Raw genomic sequence first — 15,300 nt, forward strand, 5'->3', positions numbered from 1 at the left:
ACCTTCATGTTATTCACGAAGTACCTACCATCATGCGAAAACACTACTTACTATTATTGATTGCCTGCTGTTTTACACTCACCGTTTATGCCCAGCGAAATGGTAGTATTAAAGGCACTGTATCTGACACTATTTCCGGGCAGCCCGTGGCATCAGCTACCGTTACCCTGTTCAGAAAAGCAGACTCCTCCCTGGTCAGCTTTACCATGACTGACAATAAAGGGGCCTTTCAGCTAACGGGCATTGCCAACGGCAATTACCGCCTGCTGATCACGCATGTAAAATACCATAACGCTATCAGGCCTGTTAACCTTACTGCCAATAGCTCCAACATTGATCTATCTGCTATTCTATTGCATGACCTCAGCAGAACACTCAGTGAAGTCGAGGTCAGTGCCGAAGCGCCCCCCATTACACTGCTCGGCGATACCGTCCAGTATAATGCAGGATCGTTTAAAACACCGCCCAATGCGAGTGTGGAACAACTGCTGAAGAAAATGCCCGGTATACAGGTAGATAAAGACGGCACTGTTAAAGCCCAGGGACAGAAAGTGAATCGTGTACTGGTAGATGGAAAAGAGTTTTTCGGTACCGATCCAAAACTTGCTACCAAAAACCTGCCTGCAGATGCGATCGATAAAGTGCAGGTATATGACCGCCTGAGTGATGCCGCCCAGCTAACAGGCTTTGACGATGGCAACAGCGAAAAGACCATCAACCTTAAACTCAAACAGGATAAAAAGAAAGGCCTGTTTGGTAAAGTGACTGCTGGCGGTGGTACCGACGATAGATACGAAGGACGGTTTAATGTCAACTCCTTCAAAGGCGCCAGGCAATTGTCAGCTATTGGCCTTGGCAATAACACAAATGCGGAAGGTTTTTCCTTCATGGACCTCATGAACTTCAGCGGGGAACTGAACCGTATGCGGCAAAGTGGTAATGGGAATGCCAGCTTCGCCATCAGTGCAGATGATCCTGCCAGCGCCTTAGGTGGGGCAGGCAGCAACAACGGCATTAAAACCATCTGGGGTGGCGGGATCAATTACAATAACATCGTTGGCGACAAAACCAGCCTTAACGGCAGTTACTTTTACAACCGTTATAATCCCTACAAGGAAAGCAGTGTACAACGCCAGTATTTCCTGCCCGATTCATCCTATTTCTATAACCAGTATTCCACCAGTGATAACCTGAACAACAGTCACCGTGTGAACCTTGCGGCCGACATTGCCATAGACTCCTTTCACTCTCTCAAAATATCATCTTCCGCCGGCTACCAGGAAACCCGGAATAAAAACCATAGCACCTATGAAACGCTGTGGGAAGATAAACAGCCAGCCAACCAGGGATTCAGTGATAACTCGTCCACAGGACATGGCACCAATTTCCGTAATGACCTATTATTCCGGAAAAGGTTTCCGCTTCAGGGTCGGACCTTCTCACTGGGTCTGCAAACAAGCCTGAACAACAGCGAGAACAAAGGCAGGCTGCTTTCTGTCAATCAATTCTATCATCATGACGCCTCACAACCTGACTACGACTCTATCAACCAGAGCAACAATACACAGAGCGACCTTAAAAGCTATACGCTTCGTGCGGTATACACAGAACCACTGTTCAAACGCTCCCTGCTGGAATTAAGCCTCGGCCGCAGTAATACCAGCAGCAACTCCGACAAAACAACCTACGATTATAACAGTCAGACGGGTAAGTTTGACCAGCTGAATGAAGACCTCACCAATAATTTCGAAAACACCTACGGTTATACCAACGCTGGCATCCGTTTACGCACGAAACAGAATAAATTCAGCCTGGCCGCAGGACTTAACTGGCAGTATGCCGCACTGGAAGGAAACATCATTGCGGGTACAAAAGACTCCGTCATTCGTAAGACCTTCACCAACCTGCTGCCAGCACTCCGGTTTAAATACGATTTCTCCCGTTACCGGCACCTCAGCATCAACTATGCCGCCGTTACCAACCAGCCAGGTATATCACAGTTACAGCCCGTTCCTGACATTTCGGATCCTTTGAATATCCGCGACGGTAATCCTTACCTCAAGCAGGAATACACGCATGCAGTACAACTGGACTATGTATCCGTCGATCCCTTCAGGAACAAAAACCTCTTTGCCTTTTTTAACCTGCAGGAAACACAGAACAAGATCGTGGATGCACACACGGTGGATTCACTGGGTGTTAAACATACCATGCCGGTGAACGTAAACGGTGTATACAACATGACAGGCTCCATTAACTGGGGATTCCCCCTGCGGGCATTAAAAGGAAGCATCAATTTCAACAGCAATATGGGATACAGCAAGACAGAACAGTTCATTAATACTGTGTCCAACACCATCCGTACCTTTACCCTGGGACCATCCATGCGTATGGACCTGTCGCCGACAGAGCAACTAGATCTCTCATTCAATGCAGGATTCAATTACTACACTACCGGCTATTCCCTGCAATCTGCTCTCAATACCAACTATTTTTCACAGCAGTATGAAGGAGAAGTGAACTGGCAGTTACCAGCCCATTTTCAGCTGAATACCAATTTTTCATACACCGTCAACAGTCGCCGTGCAGATGGCTTTAACACCAGTATCCCATTATGGAACGCTTCCTTTAGTCGCCAGTTCCTGCGTTTTAACCGGGGAGAACTAAAACTGAGTGTCAATGACCTCCTGAACAGGAACATCGGCATCAACCGCAGCAGCAACCAGAACTATATTGAAGACAGCCGGACAAAAACCCTGCAGCGGTTCTTCCTGCTGAGCTTTACTTATAGCCTTAACAAGGCCCCTGCCTCCAGGGGAGAACGCGGTGGTCCCCGCATGATACGACGCTAGAGAACGCTTCATATATACCAAAAAGGGCTGACCCGAAGGTCAGCCCAGCCTGTTGAAAGTCCGCCAACTTTCAGGCCAATTCATTGCTCCTATCTATCTATCTATCTATCTATCTATCTGTATGTATGTCTGTATGTCTATCTGTATGTCTATATGTGTCTTCCTATCTGGTGAAGTTGTTCACTTCAATAATAGCATCAGCGAATGCCTGGGGCGCTTCCTGGGGAAGATTATGACCTACACCACCAGTAATGGTATGATGTGCATATTTGCCTTTAAATTTAGCCGCATATGCAGCAGGGTCAGGGTGAGGAGCGCCATTGGCGTCCCCTTCCAGGGTCACAGTTGGCACTGTAATAGCAGGACCGGCTGCCAGTTTCTTTTCCAGTTCATCATATTTGGATTCACCTTTGGTTAGCCCCAGTCTCCAGCGGTAATTGTCAATGACGATCTGTACGTGGTCAGGATTATCGAATGCGGTGGCTGACTGATTGTAAGTAGCATCACTGAAGTGCCACTGTGGAGATGCCAGCTGCCAGATCAGCTTATTAAAGTCGCGGGTATTTGCTGCGTATCCTGCACGACCACGTTCTGTTGCAAAGTAGTACTGGTACCACCACAACAGTTCAGCTTTTGGCGGCAGCGGAGCCTTGTTAGCCTGCTGACTGCCGATCAGGTAACCACTTACTGATACCAGGCCTTTTACGCGTTCAGGCCATTCAGCCGCCACAATATCTGCAGTGCGTGCACCCCAGTCGAATCCACCTACTACTGCCTGCTTAATTTTCAATGCATCCATAAAGGCGATGATATCTACCGCAAGGGCCGCCTGTTCTCCGTTACGGGGTGTTGCCGCAGAAAGGAAACGTGTAGTACCATGACCACGCAGATAAGGTATCAATACCCTGAAGCCTTTGTCTGCCAGTATGCCGGAAACTTCTTTATAACTGTAAATGTCATATGGCCAGCCATGAAGGAGAATAACAGGCTCACCATCAGCAGGACCAACTTCTACATAACCTACATCGAGTACACCAGCCTTAATTTGCTTGATATGATCGAATGCCGCATCGACAGTTGTAGCAGCAGTGTTACTCTCAGCGGCAGGCCCCTGTCGGTGCTGCGCTGTTGCTGTGTTTAAATTGCCCAGTCCTAATGCTGCGAAGATCAAAGTCGCTCCTAAAAAACGACGGCCAAAGTTTGTTCTGTTGTTCATAGTATTTTCAATTAACGTTGTCAAGTATTTACCATTCCACTCATTTGCTTGCCCTGCATAACAAAAGTAGATTGGCGACTGTTCAACGCAAATCACAGATACCGTAAACCGGACATAATCATCCGTGAATTAGACAATGCCGGGACCCAAAATTGGCGGAGAGCACAAAAAAGGGAGGTTGCATCAAGAGTAATTTGATACAACCTCCTTATCTCTGATAAACTACCTCCTAACCATTAAGAGCGACAGCGGAAGTAGCAGGCGGTTTCAGATGGGAATGTCGGGCCTTCGGCTCTCCGGCAATACGACCGATGCCGTCCAATCCATATTCAAATCTCTATTCGCTTGACAACGCCCGATAGCATTCCAGACAGGAGAGGCGCCGACCGACATCCCATACTGAAACCGAAGCTACTTAGCGTAAAATATTTAATGGTCCTCGCGTATCATTCTCATCCTGCCACTATTATTACGCTGCATCTCTGCGAATATCTTCTCCCGTTCCCTGTCAAATTCGGCTGCAGTTACCTTTTTCCCTTTAGATGGTGCTTTGATGGCCGCCAGATCAACATCTCCGGATATTTCCACGGCTTTATAGACGATGCGGCCATTATTGATGTCCAGGCCCAGTATAAGGCCCGGCAACTGTCCGGGGTATTCAGGACCAGCTGATACCGGAATAGACAGCGTAAACCAGGCAACAATCTCCGACGTATCTGCCACTTCTTTTGTTTTCATCTCCCCGTTTTCCATGCTCATCATGGTACGTTTTCCGATAAGCCGGGCCACCGCCTGCTGACAGGGATAATTGAGGATGGTACTTGTTTGTCCTGTCAGCTTCCAGTCCAGCTTGCGGATACTGTCTGCCACAATGTAATTCTTTGCCCCAAACTCGCGCTGTTCTACTACCTGACCAGTAGTGAGATGTACATAGCTCAGGTCATCAGCTCCCCCGACAACTGTAATCATCCGCATTCCGCCTTCCCCCCCCTCAAATCCCTCAGGCCTGTCCTCCTCCACAGTGCGGCGCAGGCTCTGATCATTGCCAAATAATACTTCCAGTTTGCTGGCATTCGTAGGTGGAAGCGGCAATGATTGGCCATCCTCCACAACAACGTCCAGCATCATCTGTACCGTACGTGTGTACAATACCTTACCCTGCTTTTGCTGACCATTGACTGTAATGATCGCCAGCCCCAGGGAAATCGTAAAAATTATCTTTTTCATCGGGTGTACTTTTAAGGAAATAAAGCTATCCAGATCTACCCGCAACAGAGGTTAACATGACTTGATTTAATGTTAATTTAGGTTAATGTTTATGATGCGACGGCAAAGGAAATGATACATTTGCAACATAGATTAGTAATCTGCCATCCCGTACAACAGCCATATTCATGCGATATAAACTTTCCATACCAGTCACTATCTTCCTGATCGTTCTGACGATACTGCTGATCACGGCCTTCCAGGTGTACTGGCTGAACAAGAACTACCGGGAAGAAGAAAAACTATTTACCACCCGCACCAATATACTTTTCCGGGAAACGATCTTCCACCTGCAGGCCGTCAAGCTAAAAATTGATACGGGCCTCGGTATCAAACTGCAAAAACGGCAGGGTGCAACTTATATATCCAATGTACTGAGAGACCGGTTGAAAGACTCCGTCCCTATGCATAGAACAAAAGAGGCCGTATTCATGACCGTAAATGATAGAGCTCCCTCTGAAGGTCATGATACAGTTAATATTCGTTATGGGAAGACCGAAGAAGGTAACCGCATAAGGGTCATTAATTTCCTGGCCGGTGTGGATTCCCTCCGTGATTCCATTAGCATAAAAGAGCTCACCAAAGCCTACAGTAAGGTGCTCAGCAGGGAAAAAATAAATACGCCGTTTACCATTCATAACGTTCCTGTAGATACTACCCGTGCAGAGCTGCTGCCTCCTGTACCGGAAGATTTTGACGGTAATGTAGTGACCATTGGTTTTACGAAACCAGTCAGTTATCAGGTGTCTTTCGACAACAACACCTGGTATCTGCTGCAGCGTATCAGCCAGCCTATCCTCATATCCATCGTCTTACTGGGCATAACAATATTCTCCTTCCTTCTGCTCTACAGGAACCTGAAGCAACAACGGAAGCTGGCACAATTAAAGAACGATTTCATCAGCAATATCACACATGAATTGAAAACGCCTATTGCCACTGTGAGCGTAGCGATAGAAGCGTTGAGGAGTTTTGATGTACTGGATGACAAGGTGACCACCCATGAATATCTTGAGATATCCGCTAATGAAATGCAGCGCCTGGGATTACTGGTAGATAAAGTACTGAAATTATCCATGTTCGAAAACCAGGAGATCACTTTAAGCAAAGAACAATTTGATCTCAGAACCCTGGCTAAAAGCGTCATGGAATCCATGCGACTGCAGTTTGAGAAACACCGTGCGCATACCAGCATCAAAACAAGCGGACATAATTTCATTATTACGGCAGATAAACTGCATATCACAAGTGTATTATACAACTTGCTCGACAATGCACTCAAATACAGTGTCAAGGATCCGGAGATACTTGTTCATATCCTTGACCATGGCCAATACCTGGAAATACGCGTAACAGACAACGGGATGGGTATTGCAAAGGAGTATAAAGGAAAAATTTTTGAGAAGTTCTTTCGCATTCCCAATGGCAACCGCCACAACATAAAAGGCTATGGCCTTGGCTTAAGTTATGTTTCACATATTGTGCAAAGACATATGGGCTTTATAGAAGTAGAGAGTGAACTGGACAAAGGCAGTACCTTCTCAGTAAAACTACCCTTTATTGAAGCCCCCGTTATTTATTACGATAAAAACCGCCAGATCAGGTCTAAAATATTTTGAAATGAAAACCAGGATTCTATATGTTGAAGATGAACCATCCCTGGGCAAGATTGTAAAAGAAAGCCTGCAGCGGAGAGGATTTGAAGTAGTCATGGAAACTGATGGGGCAAATGTATTGTCTGTATTCAAACAGAGCAATCCCACCGTATGTGTGCTCGATATCATGCTGCCCAATAAAGACGGCTTTGAAGTAGCAGAAGAGATCAGGGCTATTGACCCGGGCGTTCCTATCCTGTTCCTGACAGCGAAAACACAGACAGAAGATCTGGTAAAAGGCTTTACACTGGGCGGTAATGATTATATCCGTAAGCCTTTCAGTATGGAAGAACTGATCGTTCGTATTGACAATGTATTGCGGAAACCCGCGAATATATCTTCTTCTTCCACTGACCATATTACTATAGGAAAGTTTCGCTTCTATGCACACCGGCAGATACTGGCTAATGGCAGCGAAGAAAAAAAACTGTCGTATAAGGAAAGCGAGCTGCTGAAATTGTTGTATGAAAAGCGTAATGGCATCATTGACAGGAAAGATATACTGGATCTCCTCTGGGGGCATGATTCTTTCTTTAATAGCAGAAACCTGGATGTATATATCACACGGCTGCGCGTGCATCTGAAAGAGGATGAAAATCTGCAGATCCTGACAATAAAAGGTGTCGGATACAGGTTTGTACTTGCATGAAGAAGAGGTACCCTGGCATGCGGGAAACAAATCAGGGTTACCACCCGGCCAAAAAAAAAGGCTCCTCACGGAGCCTGTTACGTTTTGCTGAATCACTTCTGAGAAAGCTGGTAGATCTCTTTTACCTCTTCTCCTGATAATGCAGTGTAAAACACCTTCACCTTATCCATATACCCGTTAAATATCCTTTGAAAAGGAAACTCCTCATTCCTGCCCAGGGTCCACCTGTTCAACACAGATAAGTTCTCATGTCCCTCCGGTATTGCATACCCTTTCAGCTCCCCGTCAATATATACCTTCAGACTATCCCCATCACAAACACCCGCAATATGATGCCAATGGTCTTTCCAGTTATCTGGCAATGGCACGGTACAATCACCTCTGCCCCACCCACCGGCAAAGAAGGTTAGTGTTCTGCCATCAGCTACCTGCAGCACATGTGTATCTCCCTTGGTAAAGATATCTACCAGACCATTGTCTGTGCGCTGAGGATATACCCATGCCATCATCGTAATAGTCGTTCCCATCACATCCAGGCTGCGCGCATTGGACACCTCCACATAACAGTCTTTTCCCAGCAATAATTTACCGGGCTCTTTATGACCGCCTTCCCCGAAAATATGCCCATGATTTCCCAAACCAGAACTGTCTGATATAAGACTGTCAGACAGCTGAGCGGCTGCCGACAGGTCCAGTAGTATCGCGTCTTTATTGGCTGTATAAACTTTACATCTTTGTGTCGCATCCCCGATTGTTAAGGTATGCCACCCCTCTTTCGCCATCGGGAACTGCCTTGACAGCGTTTTCTCCTGTCCCGGTTCCAGGGTGATCTTTTCTGTCGCCAGCACCTGCATGTCAAGCTTTAGTGGAACCAGGAAGCTACGGGTAATCCAGCCGGTATTCTTTACAGTAAACACCACCTGCTGTTTGTCTCCTTTTCTGACAAGCGCCTGCAGCATCAGGCCTTTAATCTCCGGATGATCAGGCAAAGGATGATCAGGTTTATTCACCTGCACAGTCATTGCATGTTCTCCATTCAATGTGATATGTACGTTGCCTGGACGATACAGACGGCAGGGTATTGAATCAGTCATTGTTACACCCTGTTCCACCATACAGTTCTTATACCCATATACTTTTCCATCCACCAGCAGCTCGACACGTTTAGTACCCAAACGCCCTTTATTCTGTATAGAAAATCGCACATAGAAAGGCTCATCAGGCTTCACTGTATTCCGGGATACTGACTGATTAAATATGCTGAAATATGCCTGTCCGGCGGTATCCCTTACCAGCCACTTGTTGGCAGGAGATGCATCCATGTCAAATACCATCTCCCCTCCTTGCGCTATCAGTGCATGCAGTATGCTATTGTTACTGTAAGGGCGGTGATTGACAGTCAGCGATTTTATATATGGATACCGGGCATGTGTACGTTTTATCACGAAGTCCCTGCCATTCTGCAGGTGAATACGCAGGGTATCGAAAGCAGGAACGCCAACCGTATATTCCGGCAATCCCGGGCATATAGGATAGATTCCCATAGCGCTCAATACATACCAGCTGGATGTAGATCCCAGATCATCATTCCCCGGTAATCCGCCCGGTGTGGCTTTAAACCTTGTCTGCATGATATTCCTCACCCATTGCTGCGTTTTGTGTGGTGCATTGGCAGCATTAAAAAGATAAGGCACATGGAATACGGTCTCATTATCAAATGTAATATGTCCCCGGCTCAGGGCTGTATCCAGGCGTTCTGTGAACAGTTGATCGCCCCCCATCAGGTTCACCAGGTCTCTTGTATGCTGCGGTACGAAATAGGAATAAACCCATTTGTCGCCTTCCTTATAACCGGTATTACCCGGTTCTATTTTAAACTCATGCTCCTGTCGTGGTAACAGGAACATGTCCTGCGAATGAAAAAGATTCCGGTACTGGTAACTCCTGTTCATCAGCAGCTGCTGATCATGGTCATTACGCATGATCTGTCCGGCAAACTCCGCAAGCGCCCAGTCATCATAAGCATATTCCACCGTACGTGTAACAGATTCCGGATAAGAGAAAGGGATATATCCCTTCTGCTGAAATACAGAGAGATCGGCCTGTATAAACGGCGTATCCACAATACTCTTTTTCATAGCGGCATATGCCACCGCACTGTCAATACCCGGTACTCCTTTCAGGTAAGAATCCACGATGATAGGAACGGAATGGTTACCCGTCATACTCTCAATAGGCAGATAGCCCGTCTGATGATAAATGTCCAGCATAGACAACACCATATCCCGCTGCTTCTCCGGGAACAACAGGCTTAATAAAGGATGCAGGGAACGGAAAGTGTCCCAGGGAGAGAAACCACCATATTCAGCACGGCCGCTTACCTGATGCACCTTACCATCCCTTCCGCGGTAATTACCATCTACATCAGAGATGATCCATGGCATTAAACTGGCATGGTACAAAGCCGTATAAAAGATGGTCTTATTGGCTTCATTCTTATCGGATATATCTACTACAGACAGCACCTTCGCCCATTTCTGCCGGGTGTCCTGTCTTACCTGGTCGAAACTGCCGGCGCCTTCTACCGCAATGTTCCTCTCAGCACTTTCCTTACTTACACCTGAAACACTTATACGCAGGATGATCTGCTTAGTTTGTCCACCTGCCGCAAACTTCATCAGGTATCCACCTTTTACAGCTTGTTTCTCCACAATGGATTCACTAAACCGGATAGCGGCATTGAACTCTTCACCATCGTTAATAAATATCAGCGGTACGACATGAGCGGGAAATGTAAAACGGAACATACCCACGCGCTCACTGGCCGTAGCCTCCACAAGGGTATTGTTATCCCTGAACAGCACACTGTAATATCCCGGAGCCGCCTTTTCATCTGCATGTGAAAATGCCCTTTGATAGTCCGTCAGACTAAACGCAGTACCGCTGACCACCGGCATCACCTGTAGCGCTCCTGTAGAACCACTGGGAAAACCGCTGTTGTGCCCCAGGCAGGTGAAAAAGCCAATCGTCTTTTTACTGTAATCATAGCCTCTGCCACTTCCTCCCCCATTTTCAGGCGTGAGCTGAATATATCCCCAGGGCGCTACTGCACCGGGATAAGTTCCACCTTCGCTTCCCCATTTGGTAAATACACTACTTTTAGCTGTGCCGATAAAAGGATCTACATAATCAACAGAAGCCTTTTTCTGCGCTGACAGCTGACTGCCTGCAAAAAAGCATGATATGATTGTCCACCCGGTAAATACATTGATACGCCTGGCTTTGGCAGAGAAGATTACATTCACGGTTCTATAACTTACTTCTCTTAAAAGTAGACATATTTTCCTGTTAAAGAAATATATTTATCCGCAGTCCCTTACCATTTCAATTCCATCTGCCGCTCCAGGAAGCCATAACCGTAGCCTACAGCGATGCGGTCGCCACTACTAACAGGCACTACTCCGCTATCAAGCATTAAACCCTGCTGGCTTGTACCGATCTTCCCCGTGAAGGTCATATTGTTTTTTCCCGCTACCGCGGATGCTTTGCCTCTCTTTACCCCGTTCACATATACGGTTAGCGGCAAGGTACTACTGTTCGTCACCGGCGCCTGCCAGCTGATATACAGGCCGTCTTTTTTCTTTTCGAAGGACTGCGGACGGTTGTCGTACCAACTCAATACCGCAAGACTCATATTCCAGGCAGTATTATGATTGATCCACCCTTCCAGGTGCCTGTCTTTCCCCAGCGGATTAAAAGGATACATTTCTGTTCCCGGCAGACAACTGATAGAACCACGGGATAATTCCAGCCTGGCGCATACGTCCTCCTGGTAACCTTTGGGATACCCTTTCGATATGCCACTGAATCCTCTTTCGGGATGATGGGCAGCATGCACATTCAGGGGATTACGGCCATATAGATTGTCAAAATGAGCAAAACCGATCTGTTCCAGCCGCTGTTTCTTCGGCGTGTCTTTTATCACAGCCGCCGCCAGCAATGCAGATGCAGGAAAACCCGCCACATTACCTACTTCGTTAAATTCCGGCACCGTCCAGTTGCTGTCCAGATCATATCTCCTGAAATCCCAGGCATTGTTCGATCTGCTGATCACAATATCCGCCCATTCCGCAATTTTCTTCCTGAGTCCCGCAGGCGCCTGCTCTTCATATTGCAACTGGTACATGGCGATGCCCGACATCAGCATGTGCTCACTCATACGCTGTCCCTTTGTTACCATAGGATCTTGCAGCGAAAGAGAATCGATCATCCACGTGGTCTGCCTGGTCGCCGCCTTCATATAATCAGCAGCTTCCGGCCATTGCTCCCGTTTTGCTACCTCGTACATCAGCAGATTAGGTAATACAGAGAAGCCCGGTGCATGCCTGCCCTTGGAAGTGCCTATCTCCCGCTGAATATCCAGTAAGCCTACCCGGGTCCAATGCTGCCGTGTAAATTGTAACACGTTCTCATAAAAGCTGTGGGAGAACCATTTATCCAGGTAAGGATACGCATACAGGAAGAAGGCCAGCTGCGCTAGTGTCTGTGGATGTAACTGACGTGGCAATGGGTCCTTACTGGGATCCCTCGTCTCCGGATTTACCATGTAATAACCTACACCCCAGTGCAGGTCCATGATCACATCAGGTATATGATTGCCCGTCGGTTTTTCGATAGTGGTAAAATATTTCCTGGTTGCTTCCAGGGCTGTTTCATCGTTGGGCGATTTTACCAGTTTATAATCAGGACTCATTACTATCGCCTTCAGACTGTCGTAAGAAATGGTGGCGGGCATTGCATCATATACCGCCGGATTGGAGAGATACATCCAGATCAGGGAAGGGATCTCGTAAGAGTAGTAAGTTCCATCCCTCCACGGACAACCACCATACGCAGAATGATGTGTTCCCGTAGCACTCCTGGTATCGTTCATAAACCAAACCGAAGGATGCAGTCCTTCTTTCTCAATCAGGTAAGGCGCTACTTTGAATGGATAGGATACACCTTCCGGCAAGGTCCCGCCCTTTACATGCACAACATACGACTGGCTCACGTCCGCAGGTCTGAAACCGCTGAAATCCCCTACTCCTTTCACCGTTTTCCCCTTGTATAGCGGCATGTTACTCCCTGCAGCTGTAATATAAAAATCAGCCGTAGCCTCCATGGCCGTTGGAGCAGTGAATCTTTTGGGTGCGTCAATATTGTAACCGGTCTGGCTCACACATACCCAATGTTTGTCCGGATGAAAAATAGTATCCTGCGAATAAGCAGCTGCGGTGGTCAGCAGCTGTATGGTCATTACGCCAAAAATTGATTTGAATTGCTTAAGCATAAATATCGGTTAACATGATTTCGTTAATAACATCTTATTGCAAACATACCCACCGGCGTTCCGCCATGTGTGCCTTTTAAATGCACGGTCAGCTTAGCTGTTTCCAGTGGTTCTTTTAATACGATGCGCTGTAATGACTGATGATTGTCTGTCACTCTTATCACCGGTTCATTCCTGTCATTACAGATCACAAAAGTGTCTACACAGAAAGGCATTGCTCTTTCAGGATGATGGTAGATGACATTCTCCATGGGATGATCAAAGTCGGTATCAAACACCAGTTCTATCTCACGAATGGTCTTCTTTTCTTTCCAGCTCAATGTTAGTTTTGGATCTGCATCTTCTTTATCCGCCAGCCAGATATTAGGCTGATGCGTAGGACGATTAACCCCATTCCTAACATTCTCTGTGCCAAACAAGGACACTCCTGCAGGAATATCCATTGCGAGGTTCTTACCCGCGGGACGGCGTTCCGGACACCAGAATTCAAATGCTTCCACGCCAATATCTTCAGTTGGCGTCTGGGCTCCGTAGTTCGACACCGCAGGATTGGTTTTATTGAATACCGAAAGAATACCGCTGATCCGCTCACTGCTGCTACGCAAACTAACCGCTTCATTCTTCATAAAACAGAGGAAGATATAATTATCCTCCGGCAATACTGCATCAAAAGAAAGCGTCACGGCCTGCGCCCCCTTCTCCATGGGAATCACCAGTTCCTGTAAGATAAGATCTGGTGTATGATGCACAGGCCTGCTGCTGGTGCGGAGAGACACTTCCAACACAGTATCTTCAATTGCATCCGCATATACAGTCACAGGTGGTATATTCCCTGCTTTTAAAGGCAACATCTGTCCCATAGCAGCGTTCAGCTGAATACTGGTTCCATCAGGATGAAGATGACGTAATACATACTCACTGCTAACGGTAATAGCCGCTTCTCTTACCAGGTCCTGTTTATCTGTAGGAGCCACCAGGGGAATATGCTGTCCTGTTCTGATAAGCCTTGACTGCAATTCATGCAGCCATTCCCCCTTCAACAACTCTCGTGGCTGTACATCATACTGCCTGCACAACACGGCGGCCATTCCTACAGCCTGGGCTCCGCAGGCGCCGGTACCCATTACCCTGCTGGAGCCGAATGCCACATGCGACGCACTGATAATACGTCCTGCGAGGAACAGGTTACTGATATTATGACTGTAAAAGCAGCGGTAAGGTATCTGGTAAATACCCTTGCTATGCCACTGGTTGCAGGAAGGCTTTTCACTGAACACACCATCTGCAGGATGCAGGTCTATCGACCATCCCCCGTATGCAACCGCATCATCATGCGTGCGCTGTTCGATGATGTCCTGTTGCCGCAGCATATAATCTCCTTCAAAACGGCGGCTTTCCCGCTTGCCCGGTATCTGGCCTACCCACTCAAGCGTCATAGTCTCCGCTTCAGGAAATTGCCCTGAGTTCTTGATATAATTCCAGATGCCATACACTACCTTCCAGAGCTCCCATTTGATGGTCTCCGTTTCATGTACAGTATCAAGCCTTCCGCCATATTCTATCCACCACAGCTGACAACCATGGTCCTGGCTGTTGATGCGTTTATATTTAGGAATAGCCGTAATATCTTTCAGTGCATAGGCAGGAGGAACAAAGACGGTGGGACGTCCGGTATCTTTTGTATAAAAATACAGGGAATGCCCCAGCAGCTCTCCGTATTCGGCAGTAGGGGCAAATTTCTCACCGAATTCCTTTTCACTTTCTGCGCCCATACGAAAGGCAGCTCCTGCCAGAAATCCTATAATACCATCGCCGGAAGCATCACAGAAGAGCGGCGCTTTCAGTTCGTATAAAGTACTGTTCTGACTACAGAATGCTTTCACATGATCAATGATATCCGCGTTCTGCTTTGTCACTTCAAACACTGCGGTATTCAGCAATAACCTGATATTATGTTCACTGGTCACTTTCTCCAGCAGGATGGTATCATAGATCAATGGATTACCATCGGGATTCCGCCACATATTTTCTGTCATGATCTCATCTGCTACGCCTCCTTCTCTTGCCCAGCGATTATTGTTGCCCATATGTGAAGTAGCGCCGAGTACCCATAGTCTTACTTCGCTCGAAGAGTTGCCTCCCAGCACGGGCCTGTCCTGTACCAGTATTACACGAATGCCTTCCCGGGCTGCCGTAATAGCACAGCATACGCCGGCCAGTCCGCCACCCGTCACTATCAGATCTGCATCATACTGATCTGTCTTTAAATGCCTGCCTTCGCTGGCTTGTTCTTTCATCATACATTTCTTTTTTGATTCCCCTGTTTAGCA

General features: G+C 47.2%; 8 protein-coding genes. 3 read left to right on the top strand and 5 right to left on the bottom strand.

Going from position 1 to position 15,300, the window contains the following annotated elements:
* Positions 1-32: 32 nt before the first annotated feature.
* On the top strand, positions 33-2,852 hold the full coding sequence (locus tag BLR32_RS12255) for an outer membrane beta-barrel family protein (protein ID WP_089832002.1): 2,820 nt from the start codon (positions 33-35) through the stop codon (positions 2,850-2,852).
* 163 nt (positions 2,853-3,015) lie between these two features.
* Here BLR32_RS12255 and BLR32_RS12260 read toward each other — a convergent pair whose 3' ends face one another.
* Together BLR32_RS12260 and BLR32_RS12265 are read right to left on the bottom strand one after the other, a co-directional pair.
* Positions 3,016-4,068, bottom strand: a complete 1,053-nt coding sequence (locus BLR32_RS12260) for an alpha/beta fold hydrolase (protein ID WP_089832005.1) — start codon at positions 4,066-4,068, stop codon at positions 3,016-3,018.
* 429 nt (positions 4,069-4,497) lie between these two features.
* A complete protein-coding gene (locus BLR32_RS12265; RefSeq protein ID WP_089832007.1) occupies positions 4,498-5,295 on the bottom strand; it encodes a GLPGLI family protein in 798 nt (265 codons plus the stop codon).
* A 167-nt stretch (positions 5,296-5,462) separates the two neighbouring features.
* Between BLR32_RS12265 and BLR32_RS12270 the strand changes: the two genes are divergently transcribed.
* Positions 5,463-6,953 carry a sensor histidine kinase gene (locus tag BLR32_RS12270; RefSeq protein WP_089832009.1) on the top strand — a complete coding sequence of 497 codons (1,491 nt, stop codon included), beginning with the start codon at positions 5,463-5,465 and terminating at the stop codon, positions 6,951-6,953.
* A gap of 1 nt (position 6,954) precedes the next feature.
* Entirely contained in the window at positions 6,955-7,638 is a 684-nt protein-coding gene (locus BLR32_RS12275; RefSeq protein WP_089832011.1) for a response regulator transcription factor, read from the top strand.
* Between the two features lie 92 nt (positions 7,639-7,730).
* On the opposite strand, the gene BLR32_RS12280 is transcribed toward BLR32_RS12275, so the two are convergent.
* From BLR32_RS12280 to BLR32_RS12290, 3 genes are all read right to left on the bottom strand, one after another.
* The gene (locus tag BLR32_RS12280; RefSeq protein ID WP_089832012.1) at positions 7,731-10,943 is read right to left on the bottom strand and encodes a GH92 family glycosyl hydrolase; all 3,213 of its coding nucleotides are present in this window, start codon (positions 10,941-10,943) and stop codon (positions 7,731-7,733) included.
* A gap of 71 nt (positions 10,944-11,014) precedes the next feature.
* On the bottom strand, positions 11,015-12,970 hold the full coding sequence (locus tag BLR32_RS12285; RefSeq protein WP_143011452.1) for an early set domain-containing protein: 1,956 nt from the start codon (positions 12,968-12,970) through the stop codon (positions 11,015-11,017).
* A gap of 23 nt (positions 12,971-12,993) precedes the next feature.
* Positions 12,994-15,270, bottom strand: a complete 2,277-nt coding sequence (locus tag BLR32_RS12290; RefSeq protein ID WP_089832016.1) for an FAD-dependent oxidoreductase — start codon at positions 15,268-15,270, stop codon at positions 12,994-12,996.
* Positions 15,271-15,300: the final 30 nt, after the last annotated feature.

The sequence above is a fragment of the Chitinophaga filiformis genome, from assembly GCF_900102545.1.
GTDB lineage: Bacteria > Bacteroidota > Bacteroidia > Chitinophagales > Chitinophagaceae > Chitinophaga > Chitinophaga filiformis.